Annotated in this window: 21 protein-coding genes; 11 read left to right on the top strand and 10 right to left on the bottom strand. The window is 45.4% G+C overall.

The genetic code is table 11. The annotated features are described in order from the left end of the window. Positions 1 to 290: 290 nt before the first annotated feature. Together MHB85_RS05875 and MHB85_RS05870 are read right to left on the bottom strand one after the other, a co-directional pair. Entirely contained in the window at positions 291 to 2,027 is a 1,737-nt protein-coding gene (locus tag MHB85_RS05875) for a methyl-accepting chemotaxis protein (RefSeq protein ID WP_091015581.1), read from the bottom strand. A 219-nt stretch (positions 2,028 to 2,246) separates the two neighbouring features. Further along, positions 2,247 to 2,798: an undecaprenyl-diphosphatase gene (locus MHB85_RS05870; protein ID WP_051449605.1), complete on the bottom strand. Its 552-nt coding sequence runs from the start codon at positions 2,796 to 2,798 to the stop codon at positions 2,247 to 2,249. Between the two features lie 184 nt (positions 2,799 to 2,982). On the opposite strand from MHB85_RS05870, the gene MHB85_RS05865 reads away from it, so the two are divergent. Further along, on the top strand, positions 2,983 to 3,978 hold the full coding sequence (locus MHB85_RS05865; RefSeq protein ID WP_091015582.1) for an LCP family protein: 996 nt from the start codon (positions 2,983 to 2,985) through the stop codon (positions 3,976 to 3,978). Between the two features lie 139 nt (positions 3,979 to 4,117). Beyond that, on the top strand, positions 4,118 to 5,371 hold the full coding sequence (locus MHB85_RS05860; protein ID WP_091015584.1) for an acyltransferase: 1,254 nt from the start codon (positions 4,118 to 4,120) through the stop codon (positions 5,369 to 5,371). Positions 5,372 to 5,409: 38 nt separating this feature from the next. On the opposite strand, the gene MHB85_RS05855 is transcribed toward MHB85_RS05860, so the two are convergent. Continuing rightward, positions 5,410 to 6,147: a hypothetical protein gene (locus MHB85_RS05855; protein WP_105600800.1), complete on the bottom strand. Its 738-nt coding sequence runs from the start codon at positions 6,145 to 6,147 to the stop codon at positions 5,410 to 5,412. Positions 6,148 to 6,370: 223 nt separating this feature from the next. Here MHB85_RS05855 and MHB85_RS05850 point away from each other — a divergent pair, with 223 nt between their 5' ends. Both MHB85_RS05850 and MHB85_RS05845 read left to right on the top strand, forming a co-directional pair. Beyond that, entirely contained in the window at positions 6,371 to 7,318 is a 948-nt protein-coding gene (locus MHB85_RS05850; RefSeq protein WP_091015586.1) for a hypothetical protein, read from the top strand. 54 nt (positions 7,319 to 7,372) lie between these two features. Next, positions 7,373 to 7,615, top strand: coding sequence for an NHLP leader peptide family RiPP precursor (locus MHB85_RS05845; RefSeq protein ID WP_091015589.1), 243 nt, complete (start codon positions 7,373 to 7,375; stop codon positions 7,613 to 7,615). A gap of 76 nt (positions 7,616 to 7,691) precedes the next feature. Here the strand turns inward: MHB85_RS05845 and MHB85_RS05840 are convergent, their stop codons facing one another. Continuing rightward, the gene (locus tag MHB85_RS05840) at positions 7,692 to 9,554 is read right to left on the bottom strand and encodes a sensor histidine kinase (RefSeq protein WP_244660963.1); all 1,863 of its coding nucleotides are present in this window, start codon (positions 9,552 to 9,554) and stop codon (positions 7,692 to 7,694) included. Positions 9,555 to 9,743: 189 nt separating this feature from the next. Beyond that, positions 9,744 to 10,025 (bottom strand): hypothetical protein, encoded by a 282-nt coding sequence (locus tag MHB85_RS05835; RefSeq protein ID WP_017690238.1) that lies wholly within the window; start codon positions 10,023 to 10,025, stop codon positions 9,744 to 9,746. Between the two features lie 145 nt (positions 10,026 to 10,170). Between MHB85_RS05835 and MHB85_RS05830 the strand changes: the two genes are divergently transcribed. The 3 genes from MHB85_RS05830 to MHB85_RS05820 all read left to right on the top strand — a co-directional run bounded on the left by MHB85_RS05830 (position 10,171) and on the right by MHB85_RS05820 (position 11,056). Continuing rightward, entirely contained in the window at positions 10,171 to 10,332 is a 162-nt protein-coding gene (locus MHB85_RS05830) for a hypothetical protein (protein WP_017690239.1), read from the top strand. Positions 10,333 to 10,453: 121 nt separating this feature from the next. Then, positions 10,454 to 10,825: a hypothetical protein gene (locus MHB85_RS05825; RefSeq protein ID WP_091015592.1), complete on the top strand. Its 372-nt coding sequence runs from the start codon at positions 10,454 to 10,456 to the stop codon at positions 10,823 to 10,825. 39 nt (positions 10,826 to 10,864) lie between these two features. Further along, a complete protein-coding gene (locus MHB85_RS05820; RefSeq protein ID WP_192132946.1) occupies positions 10,865 to 11,056 on the top strand; it encodes a hypothetical protein in 192 nt (63 codons plus the stop codon). Between the two features lie 102 nt (positions 11,057 to 11,158). On the opposite strand, the gene MHB85_RS05815 is transcribed toward MHB85_RS05820, so the two are convergent. Beyond that, a complete protein-coding gene (locus MHB85_RS05815) occupies positions 11,159 to 12,373 on the bottom strand; it encodes an MFS transporter (protein ID WP_091015596.1) in 1,215 nt (404 codons plus the stop codon). Between the two features lie 255 nt (positions 12,374 to 12,628). Between MHB85_RS05815 and MHB85_RS05810 the strand changes: the two genes are divergently transcribed. The 3 genes from MHB85_RS05810 to MHB85_RS05800 all read left to right on the top strand — a co-directional run bounded on the left by MHB85_RS05810 (position 12,629) and on the right by MHB85_RS05800 (position 14,973). After that, the gene (locus MHB85_RS05810) at positions 12,629 to 13,276 is read left to right on the top strand and encodes a peptidylprolyl isomerase (RefSeq protein ID WP_192132944.1); all 648 of its coding nucleotides are present in this window, start codon (positions 12,629 to 12,631) and stop codon (positions 13,274 to 13,276) included. Positions 13,277 to 13,711: 435 nt separating this feature from the next. Beyond that, positions 13,712 to 13,972 (top strand): YqkE family protein, encoded by a 261-nt coding sequence (locus MHB85_RS05805; RefSeq protein WP_192132941.1) that lies wholly within the window; start codon positions 13,712 to 13,714, stop codon positions 13,970 to 13,972. A 206-nt stretch (positions 13,973 to 14,178) separates the two neighbouring features. Then, complete coding sequence (locus MHB85_RS05800; protein ID WP_105600805.1) at positions 14,179 to 14,973, top strand: SDR family oxidoreductase; 795 nt, start codon at positions 14,179 to 14,181, stop codon at positions 14,971 to 14,973. A 197-nt stretch (positions 14,974 to 15,170) separates the two neighbouring features. Here MHB85_RS05800 and MHB85_RS05795 read toward each other — a convergent pair whose 3' ends face one another. Continuing rightward, positions 15,171 to 15,932: a YwaF family protein gene (locus MHB85_RS05795; RefSeq protein ID WP_192132939.1), complete on the bottom strand. Its 762-nt coding sequence runs from the start codon at positions 15,930 to 15,932 to the stop codon at positions 15,171 to 15,173. A 264-nt stretch (positions 15,933 to 16,196) separates the two neighbouring features. Between MHB85_RS05795 and MHB85_RS05790 the strand changes: the two genes are divergently transcribed. Beyond that, positions 16,197 to 17,171 carry a ring-cleaving dioxygenase gene (locus MHB85_RS05790; protein ID WP_105600807.1) on the top strand — a complete coding sequence of 325 codons (975 nt, stop codon included), beginning with the start codon at positions 16,197 to 16,199 and terminating at the stop codon, positions 17,169 to 17,171. Between the two features lie 84 nt (positions 17,172 to 17,255). On the opposite strand, the gene MHB85_RS05785 is transcribed toward MHB85_RS05790, so the two are convergent. From MHB85_RS05785 to MHB85_RS05775, 3 genes are all read right to left on the bottom strand, one after another. Then, positions 17,256 to 17,963, bottom strand: coding sequence for a stalk domain-containing protein (locus MHB85_RS05785; protein ID WP_192132937.1), 708 nt, complete (start codon positions 17,961 to 17,963; stop codon positions 17,256 to 17,258). A gap of 268 nt (positions 17,964 to 18,231) precedes the next feature. Then, the gene (locus MHB85_RS05780; RefSeq protein ID WP_105600816.1) at positions 18,232 to 19,077 is read right to left on the bottom strand and encodes a hypothetical protein; all 846 of its coding nucleotides are present in this window, start codon (positions 19,075 to 19,077) and stop codon (positions 18,232 to 18,234) included. 198 nt (positions 19,078 to 19,275) lie between these two features. Further along, positions 19,276 to 20,553 (bottom strand): methyl-accepting chemotaxis protein, encoded by a 1,278-nt coding sequence (locus tag MHB85_RS05775; protein WP_017690252.1) that lies wholly within the window; start codon positions 20,551 to 20,553, stop codon positions 19,276 to 19,278. Between the last annotated feature and the right edge of the window lie 248 nt (positions 20,554 to 20,801).

The raw sequence follows: 20,801 nt of genomic DNA, 5'->3' as shown, positions 1-20,801 counted from the left end.
CTGCAAGTTTATATCTCTCCTCCCCATGGTGTATTTGAGTGTAAGTTCCACCATTAATTACCATTATAGCCGTTTGTTTCACCAGCTATATAAGCGTTGGTGACTTCTGAAATAACATTGTTGTGACCTGCTCTGCGTCAAGCGACAAAAAAAGCTGTTTCTCTAACGCATATGCGCGTTAGAGAAACAGCTTCTCGCCCTTGCTGTAATCGAAACCACAGATCGAGTGGTACTCTGACCATCTCATCAGTATGTTTCTGTACACCTTAGGTGTCAGAACATCTTATTGGTTACACTTTGAACTTGTTAATCTGCTCCTGCAGTTCTTCGGCCATTTTGGATAATGAACCTGCGGATGAAGCAATCTCTTCCATCGAAGCCAACTGCTGCTGAGTTGCGGCAGATACATTATGAACCCCGCCCGCTGCCTCTCCAGCAATGTTGGAAATTTGACTTACATATCCTACAACCTCAGTTGTACTCGCCGACATTTCCTCTGAACCTGCAGACACTTCCTGGATTTCACCCGCAACTTTGTTGACCGCATCCGAGATCTGCTCAAACGCTTGTCCTGCCGCAGTAACCATCTCGATTCCTGCTTCTGTCTCACTGCTGTTCACTTTGACTGCCTGAACAGCATGATCCGTATCTTTCTGAATCAATTGAACCAGATCCGTAATTCGTTGCGCAGATGTAGAAGATTCCTCAGCGAGCTTCCGCACTTCTCCCGCAACTACGGCGAAACCACGTCCATGCTCTCCTGCTCGTGCGGCTTCAATGGCTGCATTCAGTGCAAGCAGATTGGTCTGCCGGGCAATGTTGTTGATTACCTCGGTGATGGTACCAATCTCTGCTGAACGTTCCCCCAGCCCTGTAACCAATTCTGTAAGCGAAGCAATGGAATTTCGAACAGAACCCATCTGTTCAACCGCTTGCTGAATAATCATATTTCCTTCGGAAGATTGATTCGCCGCATCTACAGCAGATACGGATACACTCTGAGCAAGCTCGGCAATCTGCTCTGATCCAAGAGCCATCTCATTCATCGCCTGTGAAGAGCGCTTCACAATATCCACCTGATCCGACGTGCCTACAGCCAGTTCCTCAACCGTTTGGGAAATCTGTTCCGAGGCTTGAGTATTTTGCTCTGCACTTGCAAGAAGCTCCTCCGATGAAGCCGCTACCTGTTCCGAAGTCATTGATACTGATTCAATCATGGAGCGCAAATTACCACTCATGGTATTGAAGGAAGCCGCCAGCATTCCCAATTCGTCTTTGTTCTTGAGCACAATCGTCTCACCCGTGAGATCACCATTGGCAATAGCCATGGCCGCTTCATTCATCTTTTTGATTGGACGTGAGATGATGCTTGCAATGAAGAATGCAATGAATATCGCAACCAGGAAGGCAAAAATCGTCACTGCCAAAATCACATTAAATGTATTCTCCGCCATCACGACAGACTCACCCGTTGCGGCTTGCGATCCTTCATTACCTAAAGTGATTAACTTGGTGATAGAGTCGTTTGCTGTGTACCACATTGGATAGGCTTCAGTGTGCAGTCTACTTGCTTCTTCATAGTTATTTGCAATACCGAATTCTATGAATGCTGGCATTTTCTCCACATAAGCATCATAATTCGTACTGAAATCATTGTAGAGCTTCATCGCTTCATCATTGCTCTCAATGAACGTTAGCAACTGTTTACGCTCATCTTCAATCTTCGTGAGGAGCAACTTTAACGCTTCATTCACCTTGACGTTTTCTTCTTCGTTTTGTTCAACGATAATCGCCAGCGCCAATCGTTCTACGTCTGATACGTCACCATTCATCAAGCCCAAGAGGCTTACACTCGGCATCCAGGTCTGATCCACATCATTAGCTTTGTTTGACATTTGATGGATCTGGACTAACGCATAGACGCTTACAACAACCAGCAGAGCCACCACGATTAAAAAACCAGTCAGTAACTTGCCTCGAATCGTTAACTTGAATATCCCCAACTTATTCCCCCGCGTGTCTTCCATGTGTCCCACTCCTCAACTTAGCGCATAAACTAATGCATATGAATAATATATCGTCACCTCTAGTCATGAATTGTAGATGTTAGAATTCAATTTCTAGAAATTTCATGTAACTTCGAAAATAAAGCAAAAAAAGTCTCCCATCTTTGGCAGAACCAGAGATAAGAGACTTCTTTCAATAATCTAAACTACAGCAACTTCCCCACACATCGCTTTCAATCGCTAACGAAAAACACGTCGGTGTATGTTAATGAAGAAGTCGGGAATCGACTTGGTATAATTTCGGGTTGTAATCAGAACCACACTAAGCAGACTTCCGAGAATGAATCCTCCCAGAATATCTCCTGGATAATGCACACCAACATATACACGCGACACCCCTGTCAACACAGCGAGTAACAACATCCATAACCCGAAGCGACGTCCAATAAAGAATGAAGCAGCCGCTAGAGCAAATACAAAGGAAGCATGTTTACTTGGAAAAGAAGGATCAGGTACATGGGCAACCAGCTGATGCACAGTCCCTTCTACAAAAGGTCTTGGATGACCGACCGCTGGTGATATCCCCCATTTGGCCAGAACTAGCGCTACAATGGAAGCCACACAGGCATAAAAAACAATGCGTTGTTTCGATGGATCGCCAAGAAACCATACGATAACGAGCAGTGCAATCATGACCCAAACCGCATACTCGGATGATGTGATCATAAACCAGTCCAGAAACGGTATTTGGTCTGCAAACTGATTAATCCAATTAAATAGTGATTGATTCATAACTGGCTTTCAATACCCCCATTACACAAAACAAGATTATTTTTTACATAATAAATATACACTAACTATTTGTCAAACAATCCTCACATTGACCGAAGTTACGAAATCAAAGGGGACATTTTGCTTTCTTTTTGTTAAACTAATCTGGGTTACATATCAGTTCAATCATAGAAAGGTGAAGATTATGCTTAAAAAATGGTTATGGGGTACAGCCCTGACCCTGGCACTTGCGATTACAGGTGTCGTTGTATATTACGGATATTCGATTGTTCATTTTGCCAATAGCATCTCCACGGCTTCCGGGACTTCATCCAACTCGTCCTCTTCCGGCACAGACAGCGATTCAGACACACCATCTACAACGATTCCCAGATGGGAGGGCCAGGAACGGGTGAACATTCTGCTCCTTGGTGGAGACTCAAGAGGCGACGATGCAGGACGCTCAGATTCCGTCATGGTCGCTTCCATTGATCCGGTCACCAAGAAAGCCCATCTATTCTCCGTACTGCGTGATACCTATGTAGCCATTCCAGGGCATGGCAAAAGCAGACTTAATGCAGCCTTTTCCTACGGGGGTGCGGAGCTGACCAAACAAACTGTCAGTGATCTGCTCGGTATTCCCATTCAGCATTATGTCTACACAGACTTTACAGGTTTCATGGCACTCGTTGATGCGGTAGGCGGTATTGAGATTGACGTGGAGAAAGACATGTATTACACCAGTAAAGCTGATAAACATATGTACGACATTGACTTGAAAAAAGGGTTGCAGCATATGGACGGCAAAACCGCCCTGCAATATGTTCGGTTCCGGCATGATGCCACCTCGGATTTTACCCGCACCGAACGGCAGCGGATCTTCATGACCGAGCTGGCCAAGAAAATGCAGAGCACCACTTCGCTTTTCAAAATCCCGGATATCCTGGAAGCCATCGCTCCCTATATTGAGACAGACCTTAGTCCAACCCAGATGTTAAAACTCGCATCACTTGGCTTCGATATCCATGCGAACGATATCGATCAGCAGCAGATTCCACCGAACAAACTACTCACCAATGAACTGGTCGGCTCAGCTCAGGTGCTGGGTGTTGATGTGACCAAACTCCAGTCCTACATTCAGCAACTTTTTGAAGAAGATGCCGAGTCCTCAGAGACTCCATCATCAGGGGAACAGAACTAAAACAAGCATGAGATATATCAACAGAGAAGACGGCTGAAGCCGTCTTTTTTTGGTACCTATTTTCTCCATTTAATGCAGCCTTAATGTTTAACGGGTACCCTTATATGATGAACTCCGGTTCCTGGAGGGAGGATTACGTGTGAAAAAACCGCGAATAGCAGAATGGACCGAACTGCGGGGCATTGCCTTTCTGGCAATCGTTATGCAGCATAGTATCGCTGAGTATATCTATCGCGCTGATATTGAACAACCGGATTCCATTATGCTGACCATGATTTATCATCTGACCCGATTTGGTACGCCAACGTTTGTATTTCTATCGGGTGTAATGTTGTTTTACCATCATCGTAACACCAAACCGGAATATCCTCGCTTCATTCGAAAGCGATTTGGCGATATCTATATGCCGTTTGTTGTATGGACACTGATCTACTGGCTGTCTGTCCGTATCTTCACCCCCGCGTTCTGGCTTGCAGGCATACCGGATTTTCGCAGTCTGATTCGTGAACTGTTTGTCCCGCAGACGGGATATCATCTCTGGTTTGTCATTATGGTGTTTCAGTTCTATATTCTGTTCCCCCTGTTCTGGACAGGAGCAAAAGCCATCCAGAGTCGTATCCAGAACGCCTCACGTTTCACGCCCATGCAAATCATTGTGGCACTCATTGTCTTGGCAGCTTCATTCTACGGCCTGCTTATGAAATGGTCCTACTATAATATGGGGGGCTGGACAGAATCCATGTCTGAGCCTTGGTCAACGTTGCTGCAATATCGCTCCTATTCATGGGTGATGTACTGGTTCTACTTTTTACTGGGTGCCGTATGTGCCTGGTCAGTGGATAGCTGGAGGAGTTGGACTACGAAGGTACTGCCATGGACGATCTGTCTGTTTATAGGGATGTATATATGGCTTGGTTACGATGTGCTGCGCGGTTCCGGGGATGTTGTTAATCTGAATATCTCCACCTATCTGAAACCAACCACATTCCTGATCATTATGGCTCAAATGCTTATGATGTATGGTTTCCTTGTACTGATGCAGGGCAAAGATACACGGTTTCAGCGATTGCTAGCCTGGATTGGCCGCTATTCATTTGGTGGATATCTGGTTCATGCACTGGTGATCTACGCGATCGCTTATGTAACCAGACCGCTTCAACTCAGTGGATGGCATCTGCCTGTAACGTTGCTATCGTTCCTTGTAACGGTTGGTATTGCTCTTGCAATCAGTTGGGTATTATCCAAGCTTCCTGGCTCACGTTTCACGGTAGGGTTAATGCGCAAACCACGTTCAACCCCCAATCCAACAGCTGCTGTGGACAAAAGAAACTCACCTGAGCGAACTCCGTCACCCGGCGCAACTCGCAGTCCGGGAACGAGTAAGCCGTTTTAAAATAAAAGAAGAGCGTCCCCTTATGGAGACGCTCTTCTTTATTTCACTTCACTCGAAGTTGATCGTCCAGGAACAGGTTCCTGGGGACCCGGGGCTGGATGCACGTTGCCCTTCTGATTCACAAATCTCTTCAGATCACCCGTTAATTGTTCCTTCAGCTTGTCCACCAGCTGCGTTTCGCTAATGCCTTTTGCCTGAGCAATCTCAGCCAGAGATTTCCCTCCCTGAAGTTGCTCGTGCAATTGAGCAGGCGTGACTCCAATAAACCGGGCAATTTCGCCCTTATCCACCATGGAACGTTTGCCATGGTGGGCAAATTCACGCCGTAAATCACGAAGTGGGGTATTGATGACCTTTTTCAACTTGGTATCCATGTCCGCCTTCGTAGCTGCAGCTTGTTCCTTGGTGAGACAACCTTCGTCTACGGCTTGATCCAGACGTTGCGCCAATGTAGGCTTCAACTTCTGCAATAACTGCTCCTCACTAAGTCCCTTGCGCTCTTTGGCAATCTGGGACAACGTCTTACCCAGTTCCATCTGTGATTTCAGATCCCGAAGGCCAATCCCAAGCAGGTCTGCCGTTTCACCAATCATAAACAAACCGTGTCCTGCCTGCATGCATGGCTTCGCTTGTTTGCCTGAGGAAGTAGCGCTAGACGCATCGTCATGTTCCTCAACTCGAAGTGCTGGATCAGCAAATGCCACAAGTCCTGTTGCTGCTGTTATGACTACGGCTGCCAATCCGGCTGCCATCCATGTTTTCCATTTCATTATCATTTTTCTGCCGCCTTTCCGATGTCGAAATCCTGTGCCTTCCTAGTTTGAGCCTAAAATCCACTTTTTTATGCCATAAAATACAAAAGTCATCATTTTTCTCACAATTGATCACAAAAAATCCTATTTTTTTCATTTTATTTCCGCTATAATGAATGTAACTTCATGATCTATATCAGTTGAACAGTCCTGGACCACCTTATCGCAGGAAGGACGATATGTAATAATGCGGAAAGATTGGTTAGATCCGTTTAGATCCGATCTGGAGGTCGTGTTTGCTTCAGCGGAACAACTCGTACGGGAATATCCCGAACCCTTGTCAGGACATGCATTAGAGCAGCTTCGTTCGGTTAATCCGCTGTTACGAGATTCGGGACACAGTTACATCGGGTACATCATTCCACTTTGGATGCAACACTCAGATAAACTACCCGCAGAGAAAGCACACCAATTAAGTACAGCCTGTCTCATTCACATGTTATATTTTCTGAATCAGGACGACGTGATGGATGAACAACCGGAGAATGCCACATTGAAGTTATCTCTTGGTAATCTATACTACATGGATGCACTTCAATCTTACTCGGAATTATTCGATCCTTCCTCCACGTTCTGGGTCTATTTCAGACAATATGTAGTGGATTGGGCCGTGAGTGTTACGGGTGAGCATTCCATTGATTTTTTCCAACAGAATCCTTTGTTGATTGCGCAAAAGGCTGCCCCTCTGCTCATTGGAGCTACTGGTGCACTGCTTCTGCTGAATCAGTCCGACCGGATCATCCCTGTGTGTTCTGCCATCAACATCACACTCATGACCCTCCAGATGACCGATGACTTCACAGACACGCAACAAGATGCTGTGCATGGAAACTACAACAGCTACCTCTCCCACATATCCGCAGCACTGAATCACAACTATCCAGTTCATCCTCTAAGCGACCGTATACATGACAATGTATACAATACACAACTCATGAACTCTTACGTAGACATTGCTTATCACTATGATCGTACACTAACATCGTCTAACTTAGGAATATCGCATCTTGAGGCGTTTAATTCTTATTTATGTAGCACTTTAGTACAAGCTATTCAGGACATTACACAACGGAAGAAACGGCTCCTCCAAGGCGGGTTTCATCACTGGATTAGCGAGCAACAGTTGGGATTCTGAGCATAAGGACTAAGCTGGTTCAGTTTAATTCTAAATATGAAGGGAATGTTGACGATGATGGTATCAGAGAAAACGTTGCATGAGGATATTATTGAAAAGGCCTGGACTGACGAGCACTTCAGACAACAATTGCATTCCAATCCGAAGCAGGCGCTTCGTGAAGCGTTCGGCATCGTAATTCCGGAGCACATTCAGGTACGTACTGTTGAGGAGCAGCAAAATGACTATGTGCTTGTCATACCTCCCAATCCTTCCAAAGTAAATTATGATGTGAATTGCGGACCTTGGAGAAGTTAATTCGGGTTGAGCTAATCTTGTAGGTAAGAAATCAGGGGTAGGAACAAAAAAGCCGCAGTATCCTTCTGTGAGTTCGTCATTCGACGAACTCGGCAAAAGATACAACCGCTTCTGTTCCTACCCCTTTGGTGCTTGTAAAGCTGATCTGTCCTTGCATCGCTTCAACAATTCGGAATGTCACCATCATGCCCAAGCCTGTGCCTTTGATTTTATTGGAGAAATAAGGCTCGCCCAACCGGGAGAGTGCTTCCTCGTCCATCCCTTCTCCGTTATCCCTGACATGCACCTTAATCATTCCATCCTGCTTGTACGCCCAGATATCAATCTGGCCTTGTCCCTGAAAAGCTTCAATACTGTTCTTGATAATATTGATAAAAGCCTGCTTGAACTTCGAGGAATTGCCTCGAATATATAGATCTGGCGGAATGTCGGTGGTGATTTTACCACCCTCCAGATTAGCCATCGGTACAAGAATGCCTTCAATATGATTGAATTCATCCGAAATATTGAGCGAGATAATATGGTCAAACTCAGGTTTGGCAAAGGTAAGAAAATCCGTTATGATGCCCGAAGCCCGATCAAGTTCTTCCAGTGCAATACGCACATACCCCTTATTTTTGTTGTCTTCCTGCTCTGTCATAAGTTGCAGAAACCCTCTTGTCACCTGAAGTGGATTTCGTACTTCATGGGCAACGGAAGCAGCCAATTCGCTTATAATCTCCATCTTCTCGGAACGCTGCAACTCATTGTTGAACAACTCCAGTTCCTTGGAATACTCTAGAACTTTAGTATGTTTTTCGGCAAAACGACTTCCGAGAATGGCAATCAACGAGATCACAAATGCAACCATGGACCATTTCCACCATAACAGATGATACGTCCCACTCCGCTGATAATACCACAACAGTTCAGCCACACTGATCAAGGCAAATGTACCAAATCCCGTCGCAAGCAGCATAGCTTCCCGATTTCGTTGCAGCGCTTTGGCGATGGTACCCACCAGCAGGATCGTCAGTAGAATGACCAGCACAATGCCAACCACACGCTGCACGAGCAGATTGTATAGGATCTCCCATTGCCCACCTGAAGTAACATAGATAAATAGAGAGAACACAGCGATAACTGAATATATGAATAGTATTTTTCGCAGTTTGGTGAAGATTCCATGCAGTCCTGGCCCGATAATCTGTTCAAAAAAATAACATAGCGCTGGCATACCCAGCAGCATCGCCAGATCAAAGACTACGGAATACAAGTCACCATATACCTGATAGAACGTATACAAAAATTGCGAGTACGTGATGATCATCGTGCCGATGGAACCCATCACGATGCATAGCGAGATCCATAATCCCTTATGGAATTTGCCAAGGAAGAACGTACAACTCAGCATCGTAATCGCTGTGAAAACAAAGGTCGCGCCCAAAATCACATCAATAAGTCCGTTATGAATATATTTCTCCTGTAACGCGGCATAAGGTCCAACCTGAACAGTACCTTGTATCCCCAGACGGCCTTTTTCATTTTGTGACCATACATAAAGCGTGTCACCTGAATTTTCGCTGGATAAGGGCAGCAACACAGCATTATTATCATAATTGTAATGATAGTTTTCGTAGACCTTGCGGTCTTCCAGATAAACAACAATATGATTGCCTTTAATGTTCTCAAATCGAATGGCTGAACTTTCCTCACTCAACTCAGGGATGGTCAGGCGAGTCCATAAAGAATTCGATCGATCCGTATTGCTATACTCTAACTTATCGCTGCCTTGCTTTTCCCATATCTCGTCTGCTCCCTTAACCTCACTGATGAACCCTTGATCGTCAACGTTCCCCCATTTTACTTCCCACCCTGTAATGGATACAGGTTGCTGAACCGCTCCTGTAGTTGCAAAGACTATCCCATGTGGCATGCCTAGAATAATCAATACACTCATCCATAAGATGACGATAGCTTTGGGCACATTTTTCATTCACAGCACCTCAAAGTTCTAATTTTCCCTATCTTAGATTCTCTCATTTATCATTCGCCACCGTTTGTCACGTCACCTTCTTGAGATAAAATGAAATTTCACATTTAAGTCGATTTATAGTCTTATTTCCATTTTATTGTTAAAGTTTTCCGGTTAATCACGCAAGTCTTCGAACTGGTTCACTATCATTTCCCGTTCTTTCTGTTCAACTTGACTGCGAAATTCAAGCCACTGCTCTGTCTCCTCATCATCATAGATGGTCCATATGTCGGAAAAAAGGAAATCCCGTAACTGTACAACTTGCCCGGACCATATACCGCCTACCCAAAACAAACCATCCGGACGACGGATGACGGTACGGGAGAACCCGGGTGTGGACGCCTTTTGTCCGATACGGATGCGTGTGATCATATTGCCCAGTGTGAACCAGTCCACATGAAATTCCTCCCTTACATATTCAAGCTTAATCATAACATAGGCAAAACAGGAAAAGCTGTAAAAACGGTGGCTGCGATTCAATCCTTTGCTCCGGGTGTAATGGTTTCTCAAAGCAAACAAACACGCTAAGGAGATGATGACAATGAATGAGCCACATCGTACGGTTGAGGTGGAACATAAGGATGTTCAGCATAAATCGGATTCAAGTATGGTCGCTTCCACATTTATTAAATATGCCGCATATATCATTATCTTTTTTGGATTCTTATACTTCTTGGTTAAATATGTATTCCCCAAATTCTAAGGCATTCATATCGTAGTGAACACCCGGAGATAATAACCTGTGCAAGATTACAACACTAGCGCTTTGGGTAACTACGGGGTAAGAAGTTTTGGACAACCGACAATGAAAGGAAGTGTTACTCATGTCTGACAAACCAATTAGTAACGAAGAGAGCGACCGCTATTATGACCGTTATCAGAGGTCCCGCGATATTCCCCCAGAGACGGAAGTCCCGGAAGGCGATATGGATACCTTTGATGAAGTTTCCGGCAGACGGATTGTAACGGAAGATTCGGATCTGGCACCCGTAGCCGCAGCCGCTGTGGACGAGCCGGAATTGGATTCACGTTTGGCTGAGACACCGCTGGAATCTGTACCTGATGCAGATCTTCTGCAACCGAACAGTCCGGTTGATCCTGCTGCACCCGATCCGGATGCGTTGCATGGTACCGATCTGCTTAATGGTGCTGGTGCAGATGCTAAACCAGAGAACGACATTCCACCACGCCATTAACGGCTGTTATGACATCCTGAATGAGGAGGTGCATACACGATGAAGGAAGAACGCCAAAAGCATGTGCATGAACCGGATAATCTCGTGACCGAACGAGATATTGACCCGGACTTCGGACTATTCACTGAAGACTCCTTCCCCGAAGCACTTGAGGATGAGGATCAACGTGATGCGGTCGAGCATGCCATTCCCAAAGAGAAGGCTTCTCGTTATCCCTCTACGGATGACTAACTTATATAGATCCGTAGTAGACTTAAAAAAGATGACGTCTGTAATTTCACAGCGTCATCTTTTTTGTTACCTGTAAGTTCACTTACTCTTAGTGATTCAGCATCATCGCTTAGCGGGAACCTTACTTGCCACGGGCAGTTTGTGATCCAATCCTGACCACTTCGCTACAATCGCAGTGATGATCAATGCCACTCCATTAATAATAAATATCCAGCGTATCGGCAGCCAGCCCCCAAGTACACCACCAATGATCGGCCCTGCCATCGTCCCGATCTGGGCAGCGGATTGATTCAGGCTAAAGGCCCTGCCCCGGAAACTCGATGCGGTAGCCTGCACAATCATGGCGTTAATTGCCGGAAATACAGCCGCAAAGAATAAACCATACACAAATCGTAAAATGCCGAATGCGATATAACCTGTTGTAAAGAACTGCAGAAGATTCCCTACAGCCCCACCAACCAGTCCAATAATCAACACTTTACCGTATCCAATCCTTGAACCAATCTTGCCCCACCGCGGCGCCATAATAACGGTTGCTACCCCCACCGCTGAGAAAATAATACCCGAGCTGAGTGAGGCACGATCCGGCTGAACGCCCATCTCCATCACATATACCGTCAATAGTGGCTCCAGAATCATGACGGAGAACGTACATATACCCATCATGCCAAGCACCGTCATAAACAAACGATTCGCTCTCGCTTCACGAATGTCATCCATGACGTGGGAACGAGCTTTGTTCCGGTTGAAGTTCTCTTCTTTTACCCAGAAGGTTGCGATGATTGCTGATACTAACACAACAATAGCTGAAAACAAAAATGCATTCCGGTTGCCATAATAATGACTTACCACGCCACCAATTAACGGTCCAATAATACCACCAGTGGCTCCTGCAGTGGACATAATACCAAGGGCATAACCAGTCTTCTCTTCAGGTGTATTCGTACCTACCAGAGCAATCGCTGCCGGAACAAACCCTGCAAGCAGACCCTGAAACAATCGAACAACAATCAGCGAATACGGGTCCTGCACGAAATAATTGATTAAATACAAGACGGCAAGGCTGTATCCCGACCGGATCAGCATGGGCTTGCGTCCGTATTTATCAGCCAGGGATCCCCAGAACGGAGACACGAGTGCACTCGCGAGAAACGTAATGCCAAATGCCAGTCCTGACCATAACTCCAGGTGATCACGAACCCCCAAGTCAGCACTTAGAAACAGGGGCAGAAATGGAATCGAGATCGAATACGCGGTGCTACAAAAAAATACACCAATCCACAATATGACCAGATTGCGCTTCCACGAGAAGTTCATATACCCGCACGCCCTTTCCGTTACTGACGCCGGGACTGCCGTGTATTGGAGCGGACGGAACAGACCCGTACGTCCCGATGCGGAAGCATTTTCCTTATTTTACACCCATCATTCCACGAAGGCCATCCCTTGTTCACCACAAACACATGTATTACATTGCCATCCTGTCCACAAAAACGGTATGATAGTTGGGTAAATATCCAAATATGATTTGGAGAAAATATATAATGCAGAGATGCAAGGAGGAACGTTTTCATGTCTTTACAGTGGAAAAAAAACACAGTAGTTTCGCTGGTTCTCGCGATGCTGCTTATCGTCATTAGTGGTTGTGGACGCCCTTCGAGTGGCGCTACAGAAACACCAGCTCCAGTTGAACCAACGGGTCCCAATCCGGTAGCTACCATTGAAATGGCAGATGGACAGAAGATCGTCATTGAGCTGTATCCGGAAATTGCACCCAATACGGTGAACAATTTTATTTCACTAGCGAATCAGGGATTCTATGATGGCACAATCTTTCACCGTGTTATTCCAGGTTTCATGATTCAGGGTGGAGATCCAGAGGGCAATGGTCGAGGTGGCCCGGGATATGCGATTAAGGGTGAATTTACATCTAATGGTCACAAAAATCACCTGAAGCATACTCGTGGAGTTATCTCCATGGCGCGTGGGGATAATCTGGATTCAGCCGGATCCCAGTTCTTCATCATGCTCGCGGATGCCGATCACTTGGATAATTCCTATGCTTCCTTTGGTAAAGTAACCGAAGGTTTGGAAGTCGTTGATAACATTGCTGCTCAGGAAATAGGTGAAGGTGACAAACCCGTTAAGGATCAAGTTATGAAAAAAGTCACGGTAGACACCCACGGTCTGGAATATCCAGAACCGGTAAAAATGCCTTAATGAAGTCTAAACAAACAAAAGCTCTGTCCTGCGCGAAAACGCAAGGCAGAGCTTTATTTATTGATTTTAATGATAACGGTTACATATATGACTTTATAAAAAATGACCTCTTCCGGCATCATCCTCAATACATCCATCCCATCAAACGTAACCAGCCGATAATCGCAATCCATAACGGGCAGCTAAAGGCAACACCCCATGCAAGCCCTTTCAGTAAACCACGGTTTACTTCCACGAACAACGACTCCTTTCTCCAGGGAATAGTCGCAGTATCGGTAATAGTATATGATTTTATACCCGTTTTCATTCGTCACGCAACCCTCGTTTTCCTGCTTTTGTTCCGCAGATTCATGGAATGCTTTACGGGAACCTGATATACTATGACTACTGTACGATAAATGGAACCTGATTCATGTTTGGAAAGGAGATTTTCCTATGGCAAAATCCAAAAAACGCCCCCCTGCTCCCAAAGTAGCAGCACAGGATAAACCTACAACACTGAAAGATCTGCTAAGCAGTGATGTGCTGGAGAAACTGAAAGCTCAGGCAGATGAGGCGAAGGCTGCCGAAGCGGCAATTAAGGAGCAGGAACGTCAGCAAGCAGAAGAAGCTCGCCAAGCAGAGCAGAAGCGCCGGGATAACGACTTCGAATATCTGCTGAACAACAGCGCTATGGACTGGAAGAAACATAAGTAAACCAAAGCATGACCTAAGGGTGTCTTCTATCACACAAGCCAAAATAATATTACAGCAGACAGATTATGAAGCTGATCTGCTCACAGAACAGGGCCGTATTGCGGTCCTGTTCTTTTTGATATAGATACATATGATTCATCAGTCTTGAGCCGGGTATGTAGAAGTAGAGCGTACAACGATAATCTAACCATACGGAGGGATCAGAGATGACTGAACAACGTTTGGAAGGCAAAGTCGCAATAGTAACTGGAGGTGGATCGGGTATTGGTCAGGCTACGGCTATTCGTTTTGCCGAACATGGAGCCAAAGTGTACATGCTGGATCGTACACCCGAAACTGCCGAGGAAACGAAGCAGATTATTGAAAAGGCTGGCGGAGAAGCGTATGTGATCGAATGTGATATCTCCAAACCGGATAATGTGCAGAAGGCGATCAATCAGGCTGCGGCTGAAGCGGGTAAGCTGGATATCATATTTGCAAATGCAGGCATTAACGGAACGATGGCCCCGATTGAAACGATGGAAATGGAGGACTGGGACCAGACGATGGAGATCAACATGCGCGGAACCTTTGCAACCGTCAAATATGCCATCCCCCATCTAAAAGAACATGGTGGCAGCATCATAATCACCAGTTCTATCAACGGTAACCGGGTCTTCTCAGGAATCGGATTCTCTGCATACGCTTCCAGCAAAGCGGGACAAACTGCGTTTACAAAGATGGCTGCACTGGAGCTGGCTCGTTATAAGATTCGCGTAAACGCCGTCTGCCCAGGAGCTATCGATACCAACATTGATGATAACACCTACCCGTCGGATGATCTGAAAGAAGTACAGATTCCTGTTGAATTCCCTGAGGGTCACGAACATCCGCTCAAGGGCGAACCTGGAACGTCGAAGCAAGTGGCAAACCTCGTTCTGTTCCTCGCTTCCGATGAAGCCTCCCATGTTACAGGTACACGAATCTATGTGGATGGTGCGGAATCTCTGCTCCGTGGATAACATATAAATAAAAGTTGGCCCGGCCTCATTCAGGGACAACGCCCGAATATCCCGCAAGCGATCTGATCCGTTCAGATTACTGCGGGATGTTTTATATATAGTGAAGAGCATTTCGCATAAATCCAGTGAGCGGTAGAATTCGAATTATGCAAAATGCTGAGAATTATAATACGGGCGGGTGCATGCAAGGATTACCGCTAAACTGCATTGCTTTTACCTTTTTTCACACGATGGTTCAACCAGTCTGGAATGGCAAAGAGCAAAACGTACATTAGCGAGAACAAAACTAGCGCCAGGATCTCTTCCCCAAGGATGTACATGGGATACGGACCTAACATATCTAGCACCGAGGGTGTACTTGGTTTATATCTTAGAAACATGTAATTCGCGTCAAGCATGACATCTACAACGTATACGATTAATGCCGCCACATTCACAAATATCATGGAACCTGCTACAGATCTCCAGCTAGGTCGCAGCTGTTCCACCCAGGTCATGTAGAGTAAAGCCAGAATGATACAGGCATGAGCAACGAAAAATTGAATAAATCGAAAATGTGCATAACCATAACCCAGATTAGGAGTCAGAATCGCCATAAGGGCTCCAGCAATGCCTGCAAACAGCAGCGCAGAATGTAACAGTCGACTGCGTGTCAGTAGTAACAACGCCGATAATAGCAGAGACAGACTGCATAGTTCGAGTGGCAGTGACGTCTGCAGACTCCATATCCCTCCATACACATACCAGAGTTGCAGCACGATTTCGCAGGCAAACATCATACAAGCCAGAACAATTCGCAGTATGCGGCGTGCCCTCTCTGACCATGATCGAAGATGGTGTCGAAGCAAAAACATCAGTACAATCAATGCTGTAATTACGCTAATTGAAACGATATGTGAAGTGGAGAACAGGATAAACGGCTCTGCATCATAAGGGTCCAGCCATGGTGGATACGCCATGCATCTCTTCTCTCCTTTACAAGGATCTCACCAACAGTATCTCTCTTTAATGTTAACTTTTTCATTTTGCCATTGAATGAAATTGCTGTCCAGTTGGAATTCTAAATAAGCATTGTAATTTAAATATCTTTATGTTAAGATAAATTCAGAAACAAAACAAACGAAAAGTTAGTAACTTTCTTAATCGAAATGATAAAAATACAGCACTCAACAAATGTTCAACTGAACATTTACACTATCCCACTTCATCTAGGAGGAATTATTATGCAAATCAAAGGACTTCACCACGTATCAGCTCTAACAGCACATGCCGATCAGAACTATCGTTTCTACACCAACATCATGGGTCTGCGCCTCATTAAAAAAACGGTCAACCAGGACGACGTATCCGTCTACCATCTCTTCTATGGCGATGAAAAAGGGAATCCGGGTACCGAACTTACCTTCTTCGAGATTCCGATGGCTGGACAGACTCGTGAAGGTGTGAACAGCATCTCGGCAACGTCACTGCGCGTTCCAAGTGATGCGGCACTTACGTACTGGCAGCAGCGCTTTGACGAATTCGATGTCTCACATGGAGAGATTGTTGAACGGGGTGGTCGTGCGACGCTCTCATTCACAGACTTTGAAGGACAACGTCTGATTCTGGTCTCGGATGAAAACAATACAGGTGTCGCTGGTGGTAAACCATGGGATCAAAGCCCTGTGCCTGCCGAGTATGGCATTGTTGGCCTTGGCCCTATCCATCTTACGGTAAAAGATGCTTCCCTTACCGCTCCGGTTCTTACCGAACTGCTCGGTTTCAGAGCGAAAGGAAGTTACCCTGCCTTTACTCCAGGTCAACCTGATGTACTCGTTTTTGAATCCGGCGAAGGTGGTAGCGGCTCCGAGGTGCATGTTGAGGAACGGAATGACCTTGCCCAAGAGCGTCCTGGACGTGGCAGCGTACACCATGTTGCGTTCCGTGTGGATAACGAAGAAGAACTGAAACAATGGGTGGAACGGGTTCGTAACTTCCAATTCCCTAACTCCGGTTTTGTAGATCGCTTCTACTTCCGCTCCCTGTATTTCCGTGAAGCAAACGGTATTCTGTTCGAACTTGCAACCGATGGTCCGGGATTTGATACAGATGAAGAAATGGAGCATCTGGGAGAATCGCTTGCTTTGCCTCCATTCCTCGAAGGTCGCCGCGCCGAGATTGAAGCCAATCTCAAACCGCTGGATACCGTCATTCGTTAAACCCAAAAACGATTATCACCATGTGTATTCTGGACTTGATCCAGCTACCTCATTGTTGATAATCGTTTTTTTATTACGTCTATTTTATTTAACCAAGTAAGATGTGGTAAGAGGCACAAACAGCGATGAACCTGGATCTTCAGATACAATCTCGACATAGACAGCATCTGTACCTTTAACATCCACATCTAGACTCATCATACCGCTTTCTGGAGTGATATTGAACTTTTTGAGTGTCGCGAGATCCTGATCATAGATATGAATCTCCTGATTCCCTTTCAGCGCGGCAATTTCCAAGTGCAGAGAAGAATACTTTTTACCCGTATTAATCTGAATATCATCCCCCTGTTTCGTAGGATCATTATGCAGATAAACATCCTTGTAATCCTTGCCTTTATATGTGGTATCCTTAGGATCTTTGGTGTGCCAAGCGGTAGATCCCAGTACGGATGTTCCAAGTGCACTCAGCGTTACTTTTCCGTTGGTTACGGGTGCAGATCCATTCGTTCCGCCAATCAGGACGGATGAAGTTGCACTGTCATAATTGATTTCAGTTCCAAGCAGTGTTCCAACCGCACGAACTGGCAAATACGTTGTTCCGTTATACGTGATCGGCAATACGGTCTTACCGTTAGCATCCTTCGCTGTCACGGTCTCGCCATTCAGTTTCAACGTAATTTTGCTGTTTAGATAGGCTTTGATCTGCTCCAACCCTGTTGCTGCGAGCGCACCAGTACCGATCCCAAGCGTTAATGTGCCTACCATCAAACCCAGAACAACCTTTTTCTTCATCAAAATCCCTCCTGAACGTAAAATGATTTGTCCTTTATACATTTAAACGACTAAAGTGATAATGTCAATTGTTTACTGCATTTTTAGGACATAGTTCCTATCTGTGGGCAGCACAAAACGAGGCTGTATGTCCCGATTTTTTTCAGCCTCGCCCTGTTTCCCACTGTCTGCAAACGCAGATAAGGAGATATTCTGTTCAGATGCTCACTACATTTCACATTCGAGAACTTCCAAAATCCTGCTGCACTACGATATCACCATGATGATATCAATCAAAAGATTCATAATATTCTTCTTCATACACTTCCATGCTGTACTTCAAATCTACGGCCTTCCACTCGCCATCTTGATACTCATAAGTGAATGTCAGATCACCCGCATACAAAGCCGCACCGTAAGATCCTGCTGCTGATACGACAAGTTGGCCATCCTCCACACTGTAATAGGTTACTCCACCGAATCCCAACTCTTTGTTATACACGCCGTCACTCGTATCTTCCTCGATCCGTAAAGGCTCTGCTTGAACACCATCAACGGCGACATCAACATCCACACGGTCTGATCTAACCGTAACTTTTGACTTCACATGCTGTTTCGCAATCTCATCCAGAGATTGCATCTTCATCTCTTCCAGCGTTACCGGATTAATGATACGTGCTTGTCCCAAATAAATACCTGTTCCATGACCTTCTGTGTACAAAACAATAATTTCTTTCTGGCCGTCTCCATTCAGATCCAGCTCGTGCACTTCGGGTTTGTAAGACCCGCCTTCTCCCTGCCAATCACTAAATTCTTGCACTTTGCCGTCCACTTCCAAAATCATTCCGTTGTATATATATCCTGAACCCTCAACTTTCATAGGGTATAATCTGACGTTCTCATTCTCTGGAGCTACCGAAACGTATTCCTCTTTCACGGGAATGGATTCCTGTGTTGTCTTCGCTGTGTCATGCAGTTTATCTATATTGGAAGCCTCGACCGTTTCGGTCTGGCTGGATTGATCATCTATGTTAAGCTGTTTTTGCGATTCATTCATGGTTCTGGCAGCCGAAGTTGTACTAATCGTAGCTACCGCCAAAATAATCATCAGCAGGATACCTGTCCAAGTTTTCAATATACTGGGCTCCTTTATCTGTTGTGATAATCCTATTATATCTTCATTTATCGCCTGCAAGTTGCGAATTTGTTAATCTTTCATAAAATAATCTTTACAAATTTTCGTTTTCACGAAAGAACGTTCGGCTTTAACCAGAATAAGCAAATTATCATGCCAAAACTGTTCTCCAAAAACAAAAAAAATTCCGAACACAGCTTAAGGCTGCATCCGGAATGCTTTGGTTTTGTCCAATAACCGATCGGTTAATTGTCTCAGTTCTTCAGCCGAGGATGAAATCTCCTCCATGATGGCTGTCTCTTCGTGTGCGGCATCCATAATTCGTCTCGCCTCATCCGAGAACGATCCGGCTTTCCCCTGGATCTTCTTCACATGACCGTGCGTTTGCTCCACGCGACCGGTCTGTTCTGCAATCTTGGAACCGATATCATGCGCACCCTTCATAAATACTTCCACTGTTCCTGTCAGTTCATGCAACGTCTGATCCACAGAGACGGTCCGCTCCGATTCATTAACCACGAGACCATGCTGCTCATGAGACAGTTGGGCTGTCTCCCTGATCCGCTGCTGCACACGACTAATCAGCTCATTAATACGGTGTACCGATTCCTTACTTTCGTCTGCCAGCTTGCGGATCTGCTGCGCCACGACTGCAAAACCAGAACCTTCTTCGCCAGCTCGTGCAGCCTCAATGGAAGCATTCAGGGCAAGTAACCCTGTTTCCTCTGCGATGTTTTTGACAGACTGGGTAATTACTTCGATATCGGAGGCTTCCTTCTCCAGCAACAACATAATATCGCGGGAACGATTGTGCGACTCGGCCAGCTCGTCCATCCCTTTCATCAACGATGAGAAAGTCTGTTTTGTATGATCCACAGATCGTTCCATCTGACCCGACATCTCTGTCATGTCCATGGACTGACTATGCATACGCTGGAAATCGTTCAGCATCTCATCCGCCGTAATCAGAGATTGATGGGAAGTGACCTTCTGCTCTTCTACGCCTACCGCAATATGATCTACCGCATCCGACATCATTTCGATCTGTTCAGCGGCCTGGGTAATCGCTTCACTCAGAGACTGTGCGTTCTGTGAAGTCGTTCTTGTACTGTCTGCAATATCATTTACAATGCTTCGAAGGTTAGATACCATTGCGCGAAAAGCATCATATAATACGGTAAGTTCATCCTGCGTGCGTCGCTGCGGAATTTCGGTTGTCAGATCCCCCGCTGAAACCTGCTGTGCAGCCCGGGACAGATGAACGATTGGACGAGTCAGCCAGCGTGATGCAAACCATCCCAGAATCCCGTTCCAGCATACTCCCATGATTAAAATGATCGATATGTATACCCAATTCGGAATATCTAATGTAATCCAGTCTTTGACAAAAAATATAAAAAAGCCGCTAGTTCCGTAGGTAATAATCGAAATCAGTACCAAACCTGCGACAGTCTTTGCTCCTAAAGTCCATTTCATGTGCACACCCCGTAGTCCTTTTTTCCTATTTTACCAATCAAGTACCAAATATCATGTGATATACATCACTGAAAACGTTCTATTCCCCCCATACTTGCCGTTCATGCATGACTTCTCTACCATAAAGCGCATAATGTATAAGACAAGCTTGGACACTCCCCCCCTTTCTTGAAAATTGAATAATATTCCATTTAATATCCCTAATTTTATTTATTATCGGCACAAGAGGCCAAATGATTTAGATTGGC

It is taken from the genome of Paenibacillus sp. FSL K6-4396 (assembly GCF_038002525.1).
GTDB lineage: Bacteria > Bacillota > Bacilli > Paenibacillales > Paenibacillaceae > Paenibacillus > Paenibacillus amylolyticus_B.
The sequence above is the reverse complement of the archived record's forward strand: the minus strand, read 5'-3'. Positions and strand labels throughout refer to the sequence as shown.

Bases quoted from the DNA above. Each gene is read 5' to 3' on its own strand.
- MHB85_RS05830 (WP_017690239.1), top strand. From the start codon at position 10,171: ATGAATGAGCCACATCGTACGGTTGAGGTGGAACATAAGGATGTTCAG.
- MHB85_RS05875 (WP_091015581.1), bottom strand. From the start codon at position 2,027: ATGGAAGACACGCGGGGGAATAAGTTGGGGATATTCAAGTTAACGATT.
- MHB85_RS05815 (WP_091015596.1), bottom strand. From the start codon at position 12,373: ATGAACTTCTCGTGGAAGCGCAATCTGGTCATATTGTGGATTGGTGTA.
- MHB85_RS05845 (WP_091015589.1), top strand. From the start codon at position 7,373: ATGATGGTATCAGAGAAAACGTTGCATGAGGATATTATTGAAAAGGCC.
- MHB85_RS05800 (WP_105600805.1), top strand. From the start codon at position 14,179: ATGACTGAACAACGTTTGGAAGGCAAAGTCGCAATAGTAACTGGAGGT.
- MHB85_RS05810 (WP_192132944.1), top strand. From the start codon at position 12,629: ATGTCTTTACAGTGGAAAAAAAACACAGTAGTTTCGCTGGTTCTCGCG.
- MHB85_RS05850 (WP_091015586.1), top strand. From the start codon at position 6,371: ATGCGGAAAGATTGGTTAGATCCGTTTAGATCCGATCTGGAGGTCGTG.
- MHB85_RS05865 (WP_091015582.1), top strand. From the start codon at position 2,983: ATGCTTAAAAAATGGTTATGGGGTACAGCCCTGACCCTGGCACTTGCG.
- MHB85_RS05820 (WP_192132946.1), top strand. From the start codon at position 10,865: ATGAAGGAAGAACGCCAAAAGCATGTGCATGAACCGGATAATCTCGTG.
- MHB85_RS05775 (WP_017690252.1), bottom strand. From the start codon at position 20,553: ATGAAATGGACTTTAGGAGCAAAGACTGTCGCAGGTTTGGTACTGATT.
- MHB85_RS05785 (WP_192132937.1), bottom strand. From the start codon at position 17,963: ATGAAGAAAAAGGTTGTTCTGGGTTTGATGGTAGGCACATTAACGCTT.
- MHB85_RS05870 (WP_051449605.1), bottom strand. From the start codon at position 2,798: ATGAATCAATCACTATTTAATTGGATTAATCAGTTTGCAGACCAAATA.
- MHB85_RS05855 (WP_105600800.1), bottom strand. From the start codon at position 6,147: ATGATAATGAAATGGAAAACATGGATGGCAGCCGGATTGGCAGCCGTA.
- MHB85_RS05790 (WP_105600807.1), top strand. From the start codon at position 16,197: ATGCAAATCAAAGGACTTCACCACGTATCAGCTCTAACAGCACATGCC.
- MHB85_RS05805 (WP_192132941.1), top strand. From the start codon at position 13,712: ATGGCAAAATCCAAAAAACGCCCCCCTGCTCCCAAAGTAGCAGCACAG.
- MHB85_RS05840 (WP_244660963.1), bottom strand. From the start codon at position 9,554: ATGAGTGTATTGATTATTCTAGGCATGCCACATGGGATAGTCTTTGCA.
- MHB85_RS05825 (WP_091015592.1), top strand. From the start codon at position 10,454: ATGTCTGACAAACCAATTAGTAACGAAGAGAGCGACCGCTATTATGAC.
- MHB85_RS05795 (WP_192132939.1), bottom strand. From the start codon at position 15,932: ATGGCGTATCCACCATGGCTGGACCCTTATGATGCAGAGCCGTTTATC.